The sequence below is a fragment of the Reichenbachiella agariperforans genome (genome assembly GCF_900142205.1).
Classification (GTDB): domain Bacteria; phylum Bacteroidota; class Bacteroidia; order Cytophagales; family Cyclobacteriaceae; genus Reichenbachiella; species Reichenbachiella agariperforans.
The window spans coordinates 600,621-620,238 of record NZ_FRAA01000002.1 but is presented as its reverse complement, the minus strand read 5'-3'; the positions used below and the strand labels follow the sequence as shown (position 1 = coordinate 620,238).

General features: G+C 42.4%; 20 protein-coding genes. 12 read left to right on the top strand and 8 right to left on the bottom strand.

Translation table 11 applies throughout. The features are described 5' to 3' along the window. Positions 1 to 126: 126 nt before the first annotated feature. A complete protein-coding gene (locus tag BUB99_RS08995; RefSeq protein WP_073121636.1) occupies positions 127 to 723 on the top strand; it encodes a sigma-70 family RNA polymerase sigma factor in 597 nt (198 codons plus the stop codon). Between the two features lie 29 nt (positions 724 to 752). Here the strand turns inward: BUB99_RS08995 and BUB99_RS08990 are convergent, their stop codons facing one another. The 4 genes from BUB99_RS08990 to BUB99_RS08975 form a co-directional block, all read right to left on the bottom strand. After that, a complete protein-coding gene (locus tag BUB99_RS08990) occupies positions 753 to 1,688 on the bottom strand; it encodes a hydrogen peroxide-inducible genes activator (RefSeq protein WP_073121820.1) in 936 nt (311 codons plus the stop codon). 58 nt (positions 1,689 to 1,746) lie between these two features. Further along, positions 1,747 to 3,900 (bottom strand): OmpA family protein, encoded by a 2,154-nt coding sequence (locus BUB99_RS08985; RefSeq protein WP_073121634.1) that lies wholly within the window; start codon positions 3,898 to 3,900, stop codon positions 1,747 to 1,749. A gap of 65 nt (positions 3,901 to 3,965) precedes the next feature. Then, positions 3,966 to 4,667 (bottom strand): OmpA family protein, encoded by a 702-nt coding sequence (locus BUB99_RS08980; RefSeq protein WP_073121633.1) that lies wholly within the window; start codon positions 4,665 to 4,667, stop codon positions 3,966 to 3,968. Between the two features lie 51 nt (positions 4,668 to 4,718). Beyond that, entirely contained in the window at positions 4,719 to 6,950 is a 2,232-nt protein-coding gene (locus BUB99_RS08975; RefSeq protein WP_170863766.1) for a patatin-like phospholipase family protein, read from the bottom strand. A gap of 141 nt (positions 6,951 to 7,091) precedes the next feature. Between BUB99_RS08975 and BUB99_RS08970 the strand changes: the two genes are divergently transcribed. The 6 genes from BUB99_RS08970 (at position 7,092) to BUB99_RS08945 (ending at position 11,801) form a co-directional block, all read left to right on the top strand. After that, on the top strand, positions 7,092 to 8,309 hold the full coding sequence (locus tag BUB99_RS08970; RefSeq protein ID WP_073121629.1) for a sensor histidine kinase: 1,218 nt from the start codon (positions 7,092 to 7,094) through the stop codon (positions 8,307 to 8,309). A 103-nt stretch (positions 8,310 to 8,412) separates the two neighbouring features. After that, positions 8,413 to 9,921, top strand: a complete 1,509-nt coding sequence (atpD, locus tag BUB99_RS08965; RefSeq protein WP_073121627.1) for a F0F1 ATP synthase subunit beta — start codon at positions 8,413 to 8,415, stop codon at positions 9,919 to 9,921. Between the two features lie 4 nt (positions 9,922 to 9,925). Next, positions 9,926 to 10,183: an ATP synthase F1 subunit epsilon gene (atpC, locus tag BUB99_RS08960; RefSeq protein ID WP_073121625.1), complete on the top strand. Its 258-nt coding sequence runs from the start codon at positions 9,926 to 9,928 to the stop codon at positions 10,181 to 10,183. 160 nt (positions 10,184 to 10,343) lie between these two features. Continuing rightward, positions 10,344 to 11,051, top strand: coding sequence for an NAD-dependent epimerase/dehydratase family protein (locus BUB99_RS08955; protein WP_073121623.1), 708 nt, complete (start codon positions 10,344 to 10,346; stop codon positions 11,049 to 11,051). Then, positions 11,023 to 11,475 (top strand): D-aminoacyl-tRNA deacylase, encoded by a 453-nt coding sequence (gene dtd / locus BUB99_RS08950; RefSeq protein WP_073121621.1) that lies wholly within the window; start codon positions 11,023 to 11,025, stop codon positions 11,473 to 11,475. The genes BUB99_RS08955 and dtd overlap by 29 nt, the downstream gene beginning before the upstream one ends. Then, positions 11,475 to 11,801 carry a nucleotide pyrophosphohydrolase gene (locus BUB99_RS08945; RefSeq protein WP_073121619.1) on the top strand — a complete coding sequence of 109 codons (327 nt, stop codon included), beginning with the start codon at positions 11,475 to 11,477 and terminating at the stop codon, positions 11,799 to 11,801. Before dtd ends, BUB99_RS08945 begins: the two co-directional genes overlap by 1 nt. A 77-nt stretch (positions 11,802 to 11,878) precedes the next feature. On the opposite strand, the gene BUB99_RS08940 is transcribed toward BUB99_RS08945, so the two are convergent. Genes BUB99_RS08940 through dusB form a run of 3 tightly spaced genes read right to left on the bottom strand, consistent with a single transcriptional unit; the run spans position 11,879 to position 14,647 of the window. Beyond that, positions 11,879 to 12,715: an alpha/beta hydrolase gene (locus BUB99_RS08940; protein WP_073121617.1), complete on the bottom strand. Its 837-nt coding sequence runs from the start codon at positions 12,713 to 12,715 to the stop codon at positions 11,879 to 11,881. A 4-nt stretch (positions 12,716 to 12,719) separates the two neighbouring features. Then, entirely contained in the window at positions 12,720 to 13,598 is an 879-nt protein-coding gene (locus BUB99_RS08935; protein WP_245816817.1) for a DMT family transporter, read from the bottom strand. 59 nt (positions 13,599 to 13,657) lie between these two features. Beyond that, a complete protein-coding gene (gene dusB, locus BUB99_RS08930; protein WP_073121819.1) occupies positions 13,658 to 14,647 on the bottom strand; it encodes a tRNA dihydrouridine synthase DusB in 990 nt (329 codons plus the stop codon). 169 nt (positions 14,648 to 14,816) lie between these two features. Here dusB and BUB99_RS08925 point away from each other — a divergent pair, with 169 nt between their 5' ends. The 5 genes from BUB99_RS08925 (at position 14,817) to BUB99_RS08905 (ending at position 18,800) form a co-directional block, all read left to right on the top strand. Then, entirely contained in the window at positions 14,817 to 15,731 is a 915-nt protein-coding gene (locus BUB99_RS08925; RefSeq protein WP_073121613.1) for a CPBP family intramembrane glutamic endopeptidase, read from the top strand. Beyond that, entirely contained in the window at positions 15,728 to 15,934 is a 207-nt protein-coding gene (locus tag BUB99_RS08920) for a DUF2007 domain-containing protein (RefSeq protein WP_073121612.1), read from the top strand. Before BUB99_RS08925 ends, BUB99_RS08920 begins: the two co-directional genes overlap by 4 nt. Positions 15,935 to 15,947: 13 nt before the next feature. After that, a complete protein-coding gene (locus tag BUB99_RS08915) occupies positions 15,948 to 16,760 on the top strand; it encodes a phosphatidate cytidylyltransferase (RefSeq protein ID WP_317041713.1) in 813 nt (270 codons plus the stop codon). Between the two features lie 80 nt (positions 16,761 to 16,840). Further along, the gene (locus tag BUB99_RS08910) at positions 16,841 to 18,115 is read left to right on the top strand and encodes a Glu/Leu/Phe/Val family dehydrogenase (RefSeq protein WP_073121608.1); all 1,275 of its coding nucleotides are present in this window, start codon (positions 16,841 to 16,843) and stop codon (positions 18,113 to 18,115) included. A 25-nt stretch (positions 18,116 to 18,140) separates the two neighbouring features. Then, positions 18,141 to 18,800 (top strand): phosphatidylserine decarboxylase family protein, encoded by a 660-nt coding sequence (locus tag BUB99_RS08905; RefSeq protein WP_073121607.1) that lies wholly within the window; start codon positions 18,141 to 18,143, stop codon positions 18,798 to 18,800. Here BUB99_RS08905 and BUB99_RS08900 read toward each other — a convergent pair whose 3' ends face one another. Further along, entirely contained in the window at positions 18,801 to 19,577 is a 777-nt protein-coding gene (locus tag BUB99_RS08900; RefSeq protein ID WP_073121605.1) for a pseudouridine synthase, read from the bottom strand. Between the last annotated feature and the right edge of the window lie 41 nt (positions 19,578 to 19,618).

Below are 19,618 nucleotides of genomic sequence, written 5' to 3'. Positions count from 1 at the left end.
TATTCAATTTATTGTCTAGATAAACCAATATTTCAATAAATGATGAATAATTAATTTTTACAAAATGTGCCTATAACCCTACTTGTTTTAAAACATTGTATTTATTTAGTTACTTTTGTAATTGTAATGTCACAGGCAGAAGTATATGCATATCGTCCTTTTTTGATCGCTGTTGCGACCAATCTAGTAGGCTGTAGATCTACAGCAGAAGATCTCGTGCAGGATACTTTTTTCAGCTGGTTGAAAGTTGATACCAATAAGATTCAGGATGTCAAATCGTACCTAACACGGATTGTGACTAATAAATCCCTGAATTATTTAAAGTCTATTCGTCAAAAGAAGGAGGAATTTCTCGATACTGTACAGCCATCATTGGCGTCATTTAGTATGACCCCAGATTTTTCTAGCATGGATTTGAAGTGTGAGGTGACACATGCTCTTTCTGAGGTTTTTAAGAAACTCGCACCAGCTGAGCGTGCGGTTTTTGTGTTGAAGGAGTTGTTTAATTTTGATTATGCTGAGTTAACCTCTATTCTTGGGAAGAAGGCAGACAACTGTAGACAGATTTTCAGTCGTGCACAGTTAAGGCTGTCTCAAGAAACGGATAGGTTTAGTATTGATGTGGATAAATTAAAAACAACTGTTGTAGATTTCAAAAATGCCACCCTCGGTGAATTTTCTGGTTTGATCGAGAACCTTAAGTCCGACCTGAACAAGAAGTAGTCACCCTATTCCTACGAGTTTCGTTATTATCACAATTTTACTACATTCATGTTTTTCTTGCTGAGAAGTGTAGCAGGTAGCGTATTGTTGATCTCTTCTTTGAGAGCGTGTATTAATTTGTGTTTGACAAAGCTTTTTTTAACGACTAAGCCTACCTCTCTCGTAGGTACAGGTTCAGAAAAATGTCTAATCTTACTTTTATCGTCTTTGTTGAGGTCATAGGTAAACAGCTCAGGGATCAAAGTATATCCTCCACGCTTGTCTACGAGTTTTTTGAGTGCTTCTAATGAACCGCTTTCGTAGAGTACTCGGTTGTTGAACCTTTCTGCTTTATCAGCGCGACATATCGTTAATGTTTGATTTCTAAAGCAATGTCCTTCATTGAGTATCCAAAGGCCTTCAGCATTCAAATCACTAGCATTAATGTTTTCAGCTTTGTAAAGCGGGTGATGATGCGATGCGTACACCGAGAACTCTTCATAGAACAATGGAATTTCTTTGAGGTCATCATTGTCCAGTGGGGTGACCATGATGGCAATATCAATCTGGTCTTTTTTGAGAAGGTCTGTGAGCTCATCAGTCATGTGCTCGGATATTTGTAGGTTGATAAATGGATATTTCTCTACAAAACTAGAAATGAACAAAGGGATTAGGTATGGCGCTAGCGTGGGAATAACTCCGATTCGTATATTTCCTTTGATGTCATGCTTTTCTTCGTCTATGATTTCTTGGATGCGTTGTGATTCACTGACGATGACTCGTGCTTGTTCGAGTATTTTTTTTCCAATTTCAGTAGGCTGGACAGGATGTTTAGATCTGTCAAAAATGATGACACCTAGCGAGTCCTCCAGTTTTTGGATTTGCATACTGAGTGTAGGCTGGGTCACAAAACACTTTTCTGCTGCAATAGCGAAGTGCCTGTAGTTGTCCAGTGAGATGATATAATCTAATTGAACGAGTGTCAAATGATGAAATTTAGGATAAAAAAAGAGACCCATATTTGGGTCTCCAATTCTAATGTATTTACTCGAGAATCTTGAACTCGACTCGTCGATTCTTTCTTCGATTTTCTAAAGAATCGTTAGATGATTTTGGTTTGGTTTCACCATAACCCACTGTAATCATTCGGCTTGGGTCTATATTTTGTGATTTGAAATATTGATAAACAGAATTTGCTCTTCGTTTAGATAATTGTTGATTATACTCATCATCACCTATCGAATCTGTGTGTCCAGATATTTCGATTTTATTGATCACATTTTTGTTGAGCAAATCTAGGACTCTGTTGAGCTCCGAATAGGAAGCTGTTTTTAGCTCATCTTGATCAAAATCAAAAAAGATATTGTTTAGCACAACAGCTGCTCCAGTCTGAAGAGGGTTCAGTGTCAAATCTTGAATGATTGTTTCATTTTCTGTGACATCATTGAGATCGATATTTTCACTTTTGGCTAAGAAACCATCTTTATCTGCGAGAAAACCATATCGAGCACCAGACCTTACTTTGAATTCAAAAATGCCGTTTTCGTCAGTATAGGTTTCCCCAACTTTTACTCCGTCAGGTAGTCTCTCTACTATCACTTTGCTGCTGATGGCTTTGTTTCCATCAGTATTGAAGACTTGCCCTTTTATTGTCACAATTACATCCGTGATAGGAGCAACAGGTGCAGCTGCGGCAGCCACTACTGGTGCTGGTGTAGCTGCTGCAACGGGTTCTTCTTTTGCGGCCAGTGCTTCTTCTGCAGGAGTGTTGTCAGCAATCAACTCTTCGACAGGTTCGTCTTGAACCGGTTCAACGAACAGTTCGTCGATTCTGAACTGATATACATCTGTATTTTCGTCAGAGGATCCTCTAGAAAAATAGGCATGGCTACCTGTGGACGGAATGTTAAAATAGGTGTCATCCATTGGCCCATTTACACCACTACCCATATTTTCTGGTTTAGACCATTTGGTCCAAGAATCATCTAGTCTTTTGGACACAAAAATATCGGACTCACCGTACCCCCTGAATCCTTTGGAACTGAAATAGAGCGTTTTATTATCCTTGTCTAGAAAAGGGGCATGTTCTACATCAGCTGAATTGATCACCGAGCCCAAGTTCATGGGTTCGGACCAAGTGTTTTCTACGTCTGTTTTGAAGGAGACATATAAATCTCGGCCACCATTGGTGTCGTCTCTTTCTAATGACATGATGAGCATCTCGGTATCTTGACTCATATAAAAATCAGCTTGCTCCGAATAGTTGTACGGGTTTTCAATGTCTACATTGACAGGTTTGTCCCATTTGCCATTTCCATTGCTTTTGGACATTGAAATACCCTCGCCCATCCTGCCACGTTTTTCATAGCGGTTGCCCAGCAAGAGTATTATTTCATCACCAATTTGGGTGATGGAGCAGATGTAGTTTGGGCCTGGCGTGTTCAGTGGACTACCGATATTTTTGGCAGGTAGCCACTCTTGGGTTTCTTCGTCTAGCTCCGAATACCATATATCTGAGTAATCATCCGTTCCCCCTACGTTATCAGGGTGGCTCATTCTACTAAAGTAGAGTTTCTTCCCATCTGGAGATAATAGTGGGCCAAGTTCCGAATACTCAGAGTTGACATTGGTACCGAGCTGAGTCGTACTCAGGTTATTGTTGACATTACTGGCCAACTCAATGAGAACGCTGATCGGAATATTAGATGAGGAAAGGCCGATTGCGTCAATACTGTTATACCCAGGGACACTTTCACCGTTGATATCTACACGTAGATAGGCTATCCTATAGGGTGTTTTTTCGAAGAATAGGTTTAGCAACCGGCTTTTTAGCGGTATAGGCCTAGTGTTGAGGTCGAAAAGTAGGTATTCATTGTCTAGTGAGTCATAGGCATAGACTTTAGAGACCGCACCGGGGTTTTCCGTTTCAGCAATGGCAATTTGTTGTGCTCTGATAGGCTTATCAAATTTGACAACTATGTATTCTTGCTTGTCTGTTTTGCCCGGTCTCCAGGCATTTGGGCTTTCCCCTCCAGATGGATATACATTAGGAGAGTGCAATGCTTGACTAGCAGCGTATTGCAAAGCGGTGAGTTCAGAGGTAACAAACATCACTTCTGATGCCCATTGTACAGTTTCTTGAGCAAACACGTTCGAGCTCAGCAATAGTGTGATGACGAGAATTCTAAAAATTTTCATTCAGGTTAGTCCGTTAAGAGTGATTGAAGCATAGTCTGGAAGGATTCAAAGGTATTCAAAATATTTTATTGTTGAATAATTCTGACCTCAACTCGCCTGTTTTTTGCGCGGGCTTCAGGCGTTCTTTCTCGTGTCAAAGGTTCCGTGCCACCGAATGCCTTTGTTTTAATTCTGCTTTTCTTAATTCCTTTTTTTGTCAAATACTCTTTGACTGCTAAAACGCGCTCTTCGGAGAGTCTCATATTGGCTTCAGCATTTCCCTGAAAGTCGGTATGCCCTTCTAGTTGAACAACGGCATTGGGTCGTTTTTCTAACCAGTCCGCAAAATCATCTAGCTCAGTATATGATTCTTCACTGATGTCTGCCTTGCCTCTAGAGAAGATGAGGTTGTCTAGACTGATTTTTTCATGCATGGCGTCTGGTTGCATTTTGAAATTCTTTTCTATCAAGCCAACACCTTTGTCTATTACCTCGAACTCTTCAGAGATAGGTTTGTAGCCATCTGCCTTGACAGTGATGATATATTTTTGATTTTCTATGAGACTAAACTCATAGACACCATTGCTCTGGTTGGTAGATGAAATACCCATATCGTCATAGTATGGTAGTTTTTCGTAGAATACACTGGCTTGGATAGGCTCATTGGAGTTCGGGTCGATCACAGTACCAGTGATACGGATGAGCTTTTCATTTTGCTGCGCTAGACTGGCAGTAGATATTGCAATAAATAGCAACAGTGTGATAAGTTTAGGTGGTAGGACTTTCATTCAATTGTTTAGTTTAGGCTCAAATATCTAGAATTTATGATAAAATATCTTTTATTCTAAGGATTGCTTGTTGAAAAGCAAGTATCCTACTCTTAACAGAAGCCCCCAATTATCAATCTCTCCTTCGTAATAGTTGGCTTGAAAGCTAACGGGTCCAATGATTGTTTTGAGAACTAGTGATGACGAAGCGGTAAACTTAGAGTCGAAACTGTTCGTTTGGAAGGTGAGCTCTGGTGTATCCTCCAAATAATCAAAAGATTGGAAAGCATATCCCTCTAATCGAAAGCTTAGGTTTTTGTATAAAGATAAGCTGCCGACGGTTCCTATGGCTAGGTAGTTTCTGCCTCGGAAGTTTCTTAAGTAGAGTGTACGACTCACCTGATGTGGATAAAAAGCCGGTAGGTTGATAGATGTGGTTAGGGCTGTCCCCATAGTGGGTTGGTTGGATAGCACCATTTCTGCTTTGGCTCCCCAACTTAAGCGATTGGTTAATTGCCAATATTTGTCTCCTCGAACTTTGACGCGTGACCACTCTAAGGTTTCTTCTAGGTCTGTGCTCTGCTGTTGACCATATCGTAAAGTACTCAGTGCATAGAAATAATCTAGATTTACGGTCAACCGGCTTCCTCGTGTTGGAAATTCGGGATCATTGAGTCCGTTGTGATAGAGCCCAAAGCCAGTACGAATACCGGCTAGATCAAAGTTGTCAAAATCAACACTCAATGGGTTTTGCTCATTGTGGACCTTATCCGTATTCGCGATAAAGGCTGCGTTGTAGTTAAGGCTGAAATTTCTATTGAGAACGGTATTTAAGCGCATACCTATTTTGAGGTCATTGCGTTTGAGAGGAGCTAACTGATTTCCTTTGAGTAGATAGTCAGATGCACTTAGATAATCCCATTGGTTTAATATAGATTCAGCTTGAAGAGACCACTGTCGCTGACCTCTTAGTTTAAAATTAGTACGCAGTGCAAGTGAGGTATAAAACCGGCCTAGGTAGGCCTGTAGCGAGTAATCTTCCATGATGCCCGAAAGGCGTTTCAAGTTTAATTCTAGAAAGAAATACGAAATGTGTCGTGTGGTAATACTACCACCGATTCTAGACCGAAGTTTTGGGTCATTGTTTCCTCGGAGTTCAAAAGAATTTTTATCTCCGAGCGTGTAACTAGGAAAAAGATTAGCAAAGTAATCGTCAGAAATCAAATTGAAATACCCTTTTTGAATTGCTTCAAAATCGAGTGGTCGAGTTTTGTCAAAACTTTTTGAAATGTATTGGCTCTTTTTAGGGTTGAACCCATCTATAGTGATGGTATCAAAAGTAATTTTTTGTTTGCGGGAATTAAACTCTTTTCGCTTCAGGGTGATTTCATCTTGATCTACTCTTCGCTCTATTTTGGTTTTTATTTCACTCATTTGTGCTAGAGCGGTTTCATAACCGAGCTGGTAGATTTCTTTGGCCATGTCAAACGCTAATGCACCGTATTCGGAGACATCTACATCAAGAAAGATGTCTTTATCCGAAAGTTCCCTAGGGTCAGCTTTGTTTAACAAAAGGAAGACAACTGATTCGGCCATTTGTCTTTCGTCGGTATCGTAGGGATATTCGGCAGCTACTTTGTCCCCGACATTGACACCTATGATGACATCAGGTTTGAACGCAGCCTTGGCTATGTCAACGGGAAAATTGTCATAGATTCCTCCATCTAGGAGCAGCTTACCGTCAATCCTGACTGGTCGGTAGATGAATGGTATGGACATAGAAGCACGGACTGCTTCGTACAAATTGCCACTGTCTATCGTGACAGGGGTTTCTTCAAAGATGTTCGATGCAGTTGATCGAAAAGGCACAAATAGGCTGTCAAAATTACTTTCAGCTATTCGTGATGCCTCAGCAAACTGCTCTGCTAAATGAATATTGAGTGTAAAATCATTGTCCATATTCATGTCCAGCGTAGGCCTAGCGATGGAATCCAAATCGATTTTGAGAGAGAGCCATGAGGGGTCTGGCACTTTATCGATATTGTTGACTTGGTATTGCTTTTCCATTATCCCGTCGATCCAGTTTTGCATTTTCTGAGATTGGGCTAGTTCGGAGATTTGCTTAGCACTATACCCTGCGACATAGTGACCACCGACCACACTACCCATAGAGGTACCGATGACATAATCTATGGGAATGTTATTTTCTTCCAAAGCCTGAATTACCCCTGCATGCGCTAGGCCTTTGGCTCCACCGCCACTGAGTACGAGAGCCACGCGCTGTGCATGTGTTTTTGACGTCACAAGGAACAATATTAGAACTAGGATGGTTTGCTTATACATGAATTGGCCTGTCCAGAATAGCGTTAAAAAATCAAAACTATGAAGATCATCAGATATTCAAATTAAACTGCCCTTATATTTGTCTCAACACAACAGCAGTGAATGGCGATTTTATCTAAATCAAATACCTCTTTAGAATTGTACCGAAATAGATCCAAATTCAAATGGGTCGTATTGGTCGTATCGATCATCATTAGTTTGGTCTCGATATATTATACCAATATGCTGGTGAGTCAGCTCAAGAACCGAGAGGAAAAATCCATCAGCCTATATGCCAATACCCTAGAGTATCTCGCAAACCAGCCAAGTAATTCGGGAATCAATTTTGTCTTCGAAGAGATCATTGTGTCCAATAAGTCTATCCCCGTCATCGTTACGGATGAGATAGGAAAACCACTCGACTCGCGAAATATCCCACGTGCTGATAGAGCGCAGACGGTCAAGGAACGCAATAGTATTTTGAAAGAAGAGTTAGAGATCATGGAGTCTCAGCATGAGCCTTTACTGGTGACGCTTCGCAGCGGTGATGGCAGCATTACAGGCTATCAGTTTATCTATTTTCGAAACTCCTCACTCCTAGCGCAGCTCAAATATTACCCTGTGGTTCAGCTATCCATCATAGGCATATTTGGAATGATCGCCTTTTTGATATTCAATTACTCCAAAGTGGCAGAGCAAAACAGAGTATGGGTCGGGATGGCCAAAGAAACCGCCCACCAGTTAGGCACCCCGATCTCATCGCTCATGGCGTGGGTAGAATACCTCAAAACCGATGAAAACCTGACCGACAAAGAGATTATTGTGGAACTCGAAAAAGATGTCGAGCGTCTTAATATGATTACTTCCCGGTTTTCAAACATCGGATCAGAACCACTCCTAGAGAATGCCAACGTATATGATGTCATCAACGAAACAGTGCTTTATCTCAAAAGAAGGCTCTCGTCCAAAGTCATTTTCACAATCAGTTGTTTTCCGAACAACGAGTTGGAAGCCAATCTGAATATCCCTCTTTTTGAGTGGGTGATTGAGAACCTGTGCAAAAACGCAGTAGATGCCATGGTCGGTGATGGAGAGATTAACATCAAAATCTTGAAAGCAAACGAAGGTCACGTGGTAGTCGATATATCAGATACAGGCAAAGGGATTCCCAAATCGATGTTTCAGAAAATCTTCCAACCAGGCTATTCTACGAAGAAGCGTGGCTGGGGGCTAGGTCTTACTTTGGTCAAACGAATTATAGATATATACCATAAAGGAAAAATCTATGTGAAACACTCTGATAGCAAAGGAACCACGTTCAGAATCTCGCTCAGATCGTGATCGAGTCAAAAACAAATACGATAGTTGGGGATTAGTCAAACTTACCTTAACTTCGCCCACTGAAAAAATAGGACACAATTTTCATAGAATAAAATATCTAGAAATGGCAAATAGTGGTAAAATCACACAAGTTATTGGCCCAGTAGTGGACGTAAGCTTCGAGGCTGAAGGGTCTAAGATTCCAAATATTTTGGATGCGCTCTACGTGACCAAAGAAAACGGTCAGAAAGTAATCCTCGAGTGCCAGCAGCACTTAGGAGAAGATAGAGTAAGAACGATTGCGATGGAAGGTACCGAAGGGATGACTAGAGGTATGGAAGTAATCGATACTGGTTCGCCTATCACTATGCCTATCGGAGAAGATATCAAAGGACGACTATTCAACGTAGTAGGTGAAGCGATCGATGGTATCGAGCAGCCTAAAGGAGAAAAGTCGCTTCCTATCCACAGAGCAGCTCCTGCTTTTGAAGATCTATCGACATCTACTGAAATTCTATTTACAGGTATCAAAGTAATCGACTTGATCGAGCCGTATGCCAAAGGAGGTAAGATTGGTCTATTCGGTGGTGCTGGTGTGGGTAAAACGGTTTTGATCCAAGAGCTCATCAATAACATCGCCAAAGGACACGGTGGTTTGTCAGTATTCGCTGGGGTAGGTGAAAGAACTCGTGAGGGTAATGACCTGCTCAGAGAGATGATCGAATCTGGTATCGTAACTTACGGTGACGAATTCCTAGAATCTATGGAAAGCGGCGGATGGGATCTGTCCAAAGTTGATAAGAAAAAATTACAAGAATCTAAAGCAACATTCGTGTTCGGTCAGATGAACGAGCCTCCAGGGGCAAGAGCTAGAGTAGCACTTTCTGGATTGACAGTTGCAGAATATTTTAGAGATGGTGAAGGCGACGGTGAAGGAAAAGATATCCTTTTCTTCGTAGATAACATCTTTAGATTTACTCAAGCGGGATCTGAGGTATCGGCTCTTCTAGGTCGTATGCCATCAGCGGTAGGTTACCAGCCTACACTCGCGACTGAGATGGGTGCCATGCAGGAGAGAATTACCTCTACCAAAAACGGGTCGATTACTTCAGTACAGGCCGTTTATGTACCTGCGGATGATTTGACTGACCCTGCACCAGCGACCACATTTGCTCACTTGGATGCTACGACAGTACTTTCTAGAAAGATCTCAGAGCTAGGTATCTACCCAGCGGTGGATCCACTAGATTCTACCTCTAGAATTCTCTCTAGAGAGATCGTAGGTGATGAGCACTATGACTGTGCTCAGAACGTAATCGAGATTTTACAGAGATACAAAGAACTACAAGATATCATTGCTATTCTCGGTATGGACGAATTGTCTGACGAAGACAAGCAAGTCGTACACAGAGCGAGAAGAGTACAACGTTTCTTGTCCCAGCCTTTCCATGTAGCAGAGCAGTTTACAGGACTGAAAGGTGTGCTAGTTGATATCAAAGAAACCATCAAAGGATTCAATGAGATCATGGCAGGTAAATATGATCATCTACCAGAAGCAGCATTTAACCTCGTAGGAGGTATCGAAGATGCTGTAGCGAAAGGTGAGAAAATTATGGCAGAAGCTAACGCATAAGGATATGTTTTTAGAGATCATTACACCAGACGAAAAAATATTCGAAGGAGAAGTAGATCATGCGACCTTTCCTGGTAGCAAAGGATCTTTTCAGGTTTTGAATGATCACGCCGCTATGGTTAGCTCACTTGGCAAAGGGGATTTGAAAATGGTCATCACTCACAACAAAAAAACCGAAGAGACGCACATGGCGATCGACGGGGGGGTGGTTGAAGTCCTAAATAATAAGGTATTGGTCTTGGCTGAACACGTCGAAAAGTGATCCAATATCAACGAATTTAAAGAAAACCCATAGATCTTGGTCTATGGGTTTTTTGTTTTTAGAAACAGCCATCTTGTTATTTTTCAATTACTTGTGTAATTATTTGCTTCTTGATAGGTAAGTGTCTAATTTTTTAGTCCAATTCTAACTAGAATCATAAATGGGAGGTAAAACAGCATTGATAGTGGGAGCTACTGGATTAGTCGGTAGAGAACTGCTAAGTACTTTACTCAGCAAGGACTATTATTCAAAAATCCTCATTTTGGGTAGGCGGTCACTAGAAGTCAAGGACAATCGAATCGAAGAGCATCTTGTCAGTTTCGATGAACTCGAAAACCTCAAAGGCCAGTTCTCGGCGCAAGATTATTATTGCTGTATTGGTACAACGATGGATCAGGCAAAAACTAAAGAGGCATTTTACAGAGTCGACTTTACCTATCCCATGGAGCTAGCTAAACTCGCCCAATCTGATGCTCAATTCAAGACTTTTAATCTTGTGTCCTCGTACGGTGCGAGTGCAGAGTCAGGCTTATTTTACAATTCGGTAAAAGGTCAACTCGAAGAAGCACTCAAGGAGCTGGGTCTAGAGACTTTACATATTTATCAGCCATCTCTTTTATTGGGTTATCGACCTCACTTTAGGCTGTGGGAAGAAATGGCCAAGTTAGCCTCTTCCATTTTATCATTTTTCATCATAGGTTCTCGTCTGCGTTTTTGGGCAATTAAGGGGTCACAAGTCGCTGATGCGATGTACTATGTCGCTACCAGTGGCGAAACAGGCGTTCATATTCATAAGCCGCTGGAGATGAAAAAAATCGCTCAGAAAAAAGAATACCAATTTGATAGTAGTCGTTCAGAAGTCGCTTGAGGCATCTGTAAGTATTGAAGGCAATCTCAAAGGTAGCATAGGTGTAGGATTGATGTTGCTGGTAGGTATCGCCGATGAGGATACTACAGAGGATATACAGTGGCTCAGTAGAAAAGTAGTCAATATGCGCCTATTCGAAGACGAATCAGGTGTCATGAATAGAAGCCTTCTAGAGGTAGATGGTAACATACTGCTGATTAGCCAGTTTACACTTCATGCCAGTACCAAAAAGGGCAATCGTCCCTCCTATATCAAAGCAGCTAAGCCAGAAATAGCCATACCGCTCTATGAACAAATGATAGCGCAATTAGAAGCAGATTTAGGAAAACCAATAGAGACGGGAGAGTTCGGTGCGGACATGAAAGTATCATTGGTTAATGACGGCCCTGTCACCATCATCATAGACTCAAAAAACAGACAATAATGACGATCGAAGAAGCTCAATCAAAGGTAGACGACTGGATCAAAACCTATGGCGTTCGCTATTTTAGTGAGCTCACCAATATGGCAATCTTGACCGAGGAGGTAGGTGAACTGGCGCGGATCATGGCTAGAACCTATGGGGATCAGTCTTTCAAAAAATCTGATTTAGGCAAAGACCTAGGCGATGAAATGGCAGATGTACTATGGGTACTGATCTGTCTTGCTAACCAAACGGGAATCAACCTTACCGAAGCATTCCAAAAGAACCTAGAAAAGAAAACCCAACGTGATGCGACCAGGCATAAGGATAATGAGAAGCTAAAGTGATTCTTACTTAGAAAAGGCAATTCGAATAATGCTGTAATTTCGTATCTATTAAAATAACAGACAGCTATTTTGAAAAATTATCTGATCATTCCATCCATCCAGCGCATGACATTTTCTAAGACCTCTTCTTTTTTGAGGTCATTGTGAGGCTCGTGCTTGGTGTCTGGGTAGGTGGTGTAAGTGATGAGTTCTGGGCGCTGTTCTGAAAACTCTTTAGAAGCCGCTGGGGAGGTAATAGGGTCGTCTTCTCCGTGAAACACAAATAGAGGGAGTTTTAGCCGATCGGTATTTTCAATGGCCCATTGACCTTGAGTTTGTGCCTCACTAAATAGCTTTACCGAGATTTTACCAAAGACCTTTGCGTCTTGCATGTAGGCTTCATTGACCGCTGGGTCATTGGTGAGCATGTGTTGACTTAGCTCATTGGACTGAGTAAAGGAAGGCCATACTTTTGCGACCTTATTTGCTAGAGTGATTTTCCAAGCAGGGGGCGTATCGACTAGGCTGAGCCATGGCGATGATAGGATTGCACCAGATAGTTCGCCGGTATTGCGCAGTAGGCAGTAGTTGGCCACTACCCCACCGCCCATACTGTGACCGTACAAGAACATCGGTAGATCGTTGAACTCCGACCGGGCATACATCATGAGTTCTTCTACATCCTCTAGCAATGCTTCGTGACTAGCGGCATGTCCTCTTTTCCCTTCTGAGTCACCATGTCCGCGCATGTCGATTACATAAAAGGCAACCTGTTGATTACAAAAGAACTGTGCTACATGCTCATACCTCCCAGCATGTTCGCCCAGACCATGGATCATGCAGATCAATGCTTTAGGTGTGTCCACGAGGTATTCATACCCGGCCAACTGTGTGCCGTCTCGACTGATTATGGAAAACTCTTCTTTTTCTACCATGCGATTACTTACGATTGGCAAGATAGACACCCGTCAAAACAATCACAATGCCGAGGTACTGGTAAATGTTCAATGTTTCGCCATCGATCAGTCCCCAGCCTATCGCGATGACAGGTATGATGTAGGTGCAGGATGCTGCAAACACAGGCGAGGCGATTTTGACGAGGTTGTTAAAGATAAACATCGCCAATGCTGTACCGAGCACGCCGAGTGTTGCGATGTACCCAAAGGCTTTCAGGAATTGAGGGTCAGTACTGATTTTGTCCGAGAACCCAGTTCCCCAAAACAGATAGCTTCCACAGATCGGAAAGATGAGTGTAAAGGACAGAGCCGTGATATCGAGTGCTTTTACCTCCGGAAGGAAGCTTTTGATGATGTTGGCATTGATACCGTACATGAGTGTAGCGGCGAGAATCAAGAAGCCATAGTAGTTGATGCCGCTGATTTGGAAGTTGGCACCCCCGAGTAGAATAAAGATACAGCCGAGCAGACCGATAACCACTCCAGCAACGGAGCGCCCAGACATCTGGAGCTGAAAGAACAAAGCCCCGAATAGCGAAACGAAAATGGGTGTAAAGGAATTGATTACGCCAGTAATCGCACTATCGACACGTGTTTGCGCTAGCGCAAAAAGCATGGACGGAATGTAGCTGCCCACAAACCCGACTATGAATATATAGGGTAGCTTTTTACGAGGTACTCGACCTATTGCTCGTATCCCAAAAGGGAGCAGTACCAAAGAAGCCATAAAGATTCGTAAAGTACCGACTTCATCAGCAGAGAATAATACCAGTCCTTTTTTGATCAGGATAAATGAACTACCCCAGATTAGGGAGATCAGTGCGAGGAGTACCCAAGCCAATCTGTTTTGATTATTTTTCACATGAATTGATTATATCTACGATCATGACGGGTTTATAAATTCATGATAGTGAAATCATATTAAACACCAACTGCCCCAAAGACCTCTCCTATTTCATCCAAAACCAATAAAGTGTCTTCGAAAGTGGGCGTTTCGACGAGTCGCGCTCTATAGGGCTTTATTCCTTGAATCCCACGGAAATAGTTGGTGTAGTGTCTTCTCATTTCGAAGATGCCTTTTTTGTCTCCCTTCCATTCTACAGAGAATTTCAGGTGTGACTTCACGGTCTCTATGCGTTGCTCCAGAGTAGGCGGAGGTAGAATTTCTCCAGTGGCGAAGTAGTGTTTGATCTCGTTGAATATCCAAGGGTAACCAATAGCAGCTCGGCCGATCATGATGCCATCTACGCCGTAAGTCTCTCGGTATAGTTTGGCCTTCTCTGGCGAGTCGATATCACCATTGCCAAAGATCGGGATGTGAATGTCTGGGTGGTTTTTGACCTCTTCTATCAATGACCAATCAGCTTCGCCCTTGTACATCTGTGCCCTTGTACGTCCGTGGATGGTTAGTGCCTGTATACCTACGCCTTGAAGTCGTTTGGCTACTTCGATGATTTTGATGGTGTCGTGATCCCAGCCGAGACGGGTTTTGACGGTCACGGGTTTTTCGACACGCTTAACGATCTCGGCAGTCATTTCTTCCATTTTTGGGATATCCAAAAGAATACCAGCACCAGCTCCCTTACAAGCTACCTTTTTGACAGGACAGCCGTAGTTGATGTCGATGAGTTCTGGGTTGGCTTCTTCGGCGATCGCTGCTGCCTCGCGCATAGATTCGATTTTGTCTCCAAAAATCTGTATTCCTATCGGCCGTTCATAGTCGTAGATGTCTAGTTTCTGAAGGCTTTTGGCAGCATCTCGGATCAGCCCTTCGGAGGAGATGAACTCGGTATACATCAGGTCAGCACCATTCTCCTTGCATACCGCACGAAACGGGGGATCACTCACATCCTCCATAGGTGCTAGTAGCAGTGGAAACTCTCCTATCTCTATATCTCCGATTTTGACCATGGGTATTCGTTTTTTATCTACAGACCAATCGAACAATAGTTTTTGATTATTCGATTTATCAGAACATTTTTGCCACAAAGTTACGTGTATTCTCGGAGATTCAAATGGGCATGTTAGTCGTCCTGCGGAAATTGTCGGGAGGGCGTAATTCGCATCTAGTCCCAATACCATGTCAGAATTGCTTTCCGCCGAAAAAAAACCTTTGCTTCAGTCCCTGATTATTATGGGCTATGTTTTGGCGACTTTATTTATAGCTCAGTTCCTTGCCCTGCTACTTTTAGTCCCTGTTACGGGAATGGGTGTTGCTGAATTGCTCACGGCCATGGCTCAGATCAATCAATACCCTGAACTGAAATGGCCGATAGTATTGTTTCATTTTTTGACTGCATCGAGTGGATTTATAGCAGCGCCCTTACTTTATATATACCATCACGAAAAGCGCGGTTTGCTGGATGATTTTAGACCGAGAGAGATTGATTTCAAAGTGGTTCTGCTGGTGATCGCTATGGTATTTTCGTTCATAGTCGTTGATAGTGTCGTGATTGAGTGGAATGCTGACTTGGTGTTTCCTGAGCCTTTCCAGTCTTGGGCTAAGGCTAAAGAAGAAGCAGCGATGCGTATGACGGAGTTTTTGACAGAGATGGATACTGTCCCTTATTTTATCGTCATTTTTCTGGTGGTAGCGGTGTTGCCAGCTGTTGGTGAAGAGCTACTGTTTCGAGGTTTGATCCAAAAATACTTAATACGTGGGTTTAAAAATCCGCATGTTGCGATTTGGGTAACGGCTATGTTGTTTAGCGCGTTTCATTTTCAGTTTTTTGGGTTCGTGCCGCGGATGTTGTTGGGGGCTTTGTTTGGATATTTTTACTATTACTCGGGTAATCTACTCTATGCGATTTTGGCACACTTTGTCAACAATGGGTTGACTATTTTGATGCTCTATCTATACCAAAATGACTGGGTAGATTTTGATATTGAAAATACCGAAAGTATTCCTTTGGAAAGCGTAGGCATATTCGCTATTATAGGCATTGGGCTTTTTGTGCTATTCACAAAACAGTTTAAAGACCAACAAAAAATATGAGCGAATGGCAAAAAGTTTATTCTGACAAAAACGAATACCGAGCGAATATCGTGGTAGCCGTGTTGGAAGACCTTGGTCTTCAGCCCGTGTTAGTTAATAAGCAAGATGCTGCGTATCATTTGGGACAGTTTGAGGTGCACGTGACGGCTGATTACGTGATGAGAGCGATTAAGATTATAAAGGATGACATCAACTTCGAATAATAAATTTGCCGATTTGGCGAAAAGACTCGTGACGGGAATATTGGGTGCTGCATTTACGATTTTTGTGGTAGCCTATGACCAGTGGGGTTTCTTTGGTGCTTTTTTGTTTTTGGCGGTGATGACACAGCTTGAGTTTTACAAGTTGATCCAGGCCAATGGCATTATCCCACTGAAAACCTATGGTACTTTGATGGGTGTTTTGATCTTCACTTTATTCTTTTTAGGGTCTTCAGGCCATATTTATGATACAGATTGGTTTTATATCATTCTGCCACTTACATCTGGCGTTTACTTCATCAAGCTCTACAAAAAGGATGAAAAGAAGCCTTTTACGAATATTGCTTTTACTTTTTTAGGGATATTTTATGTGGCACTTCCCATCTCTCTACTCAGTGTTGCGGCGTTTTCGATGGGGCACTATAGTTATCAAATCATTATAGGTTTATTTCTGATCCTTTGGGCAAGTGATACAGGAGCATACTTTGCTGGTATTCAGTTCGGCAAGAGAAAATTATTTGAGCGTGTCTCTCCCAAAAAGTCATGGGAAGGCAGCGTCGGAGGAGCTATTCTGTCCATGGTTTTTGCCTTAGGCGTTTCGTATTATTTTCATGATTTAGAAAGATGGCAATGGATTGTGATTTCCCTAATCATTATCGTCTGCGGTACGTATGGAGACTTGATCGAGTCGCTGTTTAAGCGCAGCATGCAGATCAAAGACTCTGGACGAAAACTACCAGGGCATGGAGGGTTTTTGGATCGCTTTGATGGGTTGTTATTGTCAGTCCCATTCATTGTGATATTTCTAAAATTCTGCATGAAATACTAGCTCATATTATTAGAATGGAAACGCTCGTATTAGTTTATTGAATGATTACATTTGTTTCATAACAAACAACAAACACAGAAATGGGATACATAGAGCCTGCTCCAATTAAGGACAAAGAAAATCCTTTCGAGTCTATGATGTCTAGATTTAATGTGGCCGCTCAGGCACTAGGTCTAGATGACGAAATTTACAACGTCTTAAAATCTCCGTATAAACAAGCGATAGTTTCTTTACCAGTCACTATGGATGACGGATCGATTCGTGTATTCGAAGGGTATCGTGTGATTCATTCTAATATCTTAGGTCCATCCAAAGGCGGTGTACGTTTTGATATGGGGGTCAACTTAGATGAAGTTAAAGCACTCGCAGCGTGGATGACGTGGAAGTGTGCTGTGGTGGATATTCCTTATGGGGGTGCCAAAGGTGGAATCAAATGTAATCCACGTGAGATGTCTGCTGGCGAGATCGAGCGTCTCACTAGAACCTATACACAAACATTGATTGAAGTTTTCGGGCCAGATCGTGATATTCCTGCGCCAGATATGGGTACAGGGCCGAGAGAGATGGCGTGGATGATGGATGAATATTCGAAATCTCAGGGCATGACGGTCAATGCCGTCGTGACTGGAAAACCTCTAGTACTAGGAGGGTCACTTGGGCGTACCGAAGCGACAGGTCGTGGCGTGATGATCTCTGCACTCAGTGCAATGGAAAAAAGGCAGGTTAACCCGTTCAATGCTAAGTGTGCGATTCAAGGTTTTGGTAATGTTGGCTCATGGGCCGCTAAGCTGCTAGAAGAGAGAGGGGTAAAAGTAGTCGCAGTGAGTGATATCTCAGGTGCCTACTTCAATGACAATGGAATCAATATCGCAGACGCGATAGCTTATAGAGATGCCAACAATAGAAGCCTCGAAGGTTTCGAAGGGGCAGAGCAAATCCCTGGGGATGAACTGTTGTTCTTGGACGTAGATGTGCTGATCCCTGCCGCGATGGAGGATGTGATCACGCAAGACAATGCGGGTAAGATCAAAGCAAAGCTAATCGTAGAAGGAGCGAATGGCCCGACCTCTGCAAAAGCCGATGCGATACTGAAAGAAAATGATGTTTGGGCTGTACCAGACATCTTGGCCAATGCTGGGGGTGTGACGGTTTCATACTTCGAGTGGGTACAAAATAGATTGGGCTACAAGTGGACGAGAGAGCGTGTAAACAGGCGATCTGACCGTATCATGAAGACCTCATTTAACCATGTATATGAAGTATCTCAGCAATACAACGTATCTTTGAGAATAGCTGCATATATCGTAGCGATAGACAAAGTTTCAAACACATATAAATATAGAGGAGGGTTCTAAAGAACCCTTTTTTCCCTTTACAGAAATGACTATACACAAGGAAGGATTAAAGATTCTGTTTATACTTCTCGCCGTTTTGTTCGCTATCAACTATGCGGTGAAGTATTATTTTCCAGAAGTAGAACTTGCGCACCAGTTGACGCTTATTGCCAGTTTGATTGTTTACCTTCTGGTATTACAGTTTTTTAGAAACCCCAGTATCCAAATTGAGCTTGATGATAAGTTGGTACTGGCTCCTGCTGAGGGTAAAGTCGTAGTAATTGAAAATACCGTAGAAGGAGAATACTTTAAAGACGAGAGAAAGCAAATCTCGATTTTTATGTCCCCACTCAATGTACACGTATGCCGGACGCCAGTAGGTGGTATAGTAAAGTACTTTAAATATCACGCAGGCAAATATCTCGTAGCATGGCACCCTAAGTCAAGTACTGAGAACGAACGTACCACAATGGTCATACAGAATCCGTCTGGTACAGAAGTTCTCGTGAGACAAATTGCTGGTGCTGTGGCTCGACGGATCAAATGGTACACCAAGGAAAACGACAAACTTGTACAAGGCCAAGAGTATGGTTTTATCAAATTTGGTTCTCGTCTGGATGTTTTTTTGCCTTTGGATGCTGAGATCAAAGTCTCTCTCGATCAGAAGACTAAAGGGGGTAAAACGATACTCGCTGAGCTGAAATAATCAGCTCATATTCTTTAATAATATAACCTCTTTGTCGGTCAAGAATCTCCATTTACCTCTTGGTAGATCCTTTTTGGTCAGTGATCCGTACATGGTTCGGTCTAGCTTGACAACTTCATAGCCGAAGTTTTCAAAGATACGACGGACGATACGGTTCTTTCCGATATGGATTTGCACTCCAATATTTTTCTTGCTGGGGTCCAAGATGGCAATATCGCTGACGGTGACAGGGCCATCTTCTAGGTTGAATCCGTTGGCGATATCTTCAAAATGATTGGCAGTGAGAGGCTTGTCTAGCTCTACTTGATAGATCTTTTTGATCTTGTAGGACGGGTGGGTTAGTTTCTGAGACATAGCACCGTCATTGGTGAGGAGTAGAAGACCCGTTGTATTCCTATCCAAACGACCTACAGGGTAGATTCGCTCATCACATGCTGCCTTGACTAGATCCATTACGGTTTTTCTGTTTTCGGGATCTTCCATGGTGCTGATGTAGTCTTTCGGTTTGTTGAGAAGGACGTAGACGAAGTTCTGAGGTTTGATTACTTTGCCGTTGTACTTCACTTCATCATTTTCTTCGACTTTCATACCCAGTTCGCTGGCGACTGTGCCATTGATTTCGATTTTTCCATCAAGGATGAGTTGGTCGGCATCACGGCGAGAGCAGATACCAGAATTGGAGATATACTTGTTGATCCTAACGGGAAATTCTATTGATTTCTTTTTAGGAGCTGAAGTGGTCGTGTTCTTTTTCTGAAGCCTATTTTTTCTTTCCATGATCAAAAATTATCCTGCAAAGCTAGGCAATAAGAATGGTG

Coding starts and splice junctions, on each gene's coding strand:
- BUB99_RS08995 (WP_073121636.1), top strand. CDS start 127: ATGTCACAGGCAGAAGTATATGCATATCGTCCTTTTTTGATCGCTGTT.
- BUB99_RS08985 (WP_073121634.1), bottom strand. CDS start 3,900: ATGAAAATTTTTAGAATTCTCGTCATCACACTATTGCTGAGCTCGAAC.
- BUB99_RS08980 (WP_073121633.1), bottom strand. CDS start 4,667: ATGAAAGTCCTACCACCTAAACTTATCACACTGTTGCTATTTATTGCA.
- BUB99_RS08970 (WP_073121629.1), top strand. CDS start 7,092: ATGGCGATTTTATCTAAATCAAATACCTCTTTAGAATTGTACCGAAAT.
- atpD (WP_073121627.1), top strand. CDS start 8,413: ATGGCAAATAGTGGTAAAATCACACAAGTTATTGGCCCAGTAGTGGAC.
- atpC (WP_073121625.1), top strand. CDS start 9,926: ATGTTTTTAGAGATCATTACACCAGACGAAAAAATATTCGAAGGAGAA.
- BUB99_RS08955 (WP_073121623.1), top strand. CDS start 10,344: ATGGGAGGTAAAACAGCATTGATAGTGGGAGCTACTGGATTAGTCGGT.
- BUB99_RS08945 (WP_073121619.1), top strand. CDS start 11,475: ATGACGATCGAAGAAGCTCAATCAAAGGTAGACGACTGGATCAAAACC.
- BUB99_RS08940 (WP_073121617.1), bottom strand. CDS start 12,715: ATGGTAGAAAAAGAAGAGTTTTCCATAATCAGTCGAGACGGCACACAG.
- dusB (WP_073121819.1), bottom strand. CDS start 14,647: ATGGTCAAAATCGGAGATATAGAGATAGGAGAGTTTCCACTGCTACTA.
- BUB99_RS08925 (WP_073121613.1), top strand. CDS start 14,817: ATGTCAGAATTGCTTTCCGCCGAAAAAAAACCTTTGCTTCAGTCCCTG.
- BUB99_RS08920 (WP_073121612.1), top strand. CDS start 15,728: ATGAGCGAATGGCAAAAAGTTTATTCTGACAAAAACGAATACCGAGCG.
- BUB99_RS08910 (WP_073121608.1), top strand. CDS start 16,841: ATGGGATACATAGAGCCTGCTCCAATTAAGGACAAAGAAAATCCTTTC.
- BUB99_RS08905 (WP_073121607.1), top strand. CDS start 18,141: ATGACTATACACAAGGAAGGATTAAAGATTCTGTTTATACTTCTCGCC.
- BUB99_RS08900 (WP_073121605.1), bottom strand. CDS start 19,577: ATGGAAAGAAAAAATAGGCTTCAGAAAAAGAACACGACCACTTCAGCT.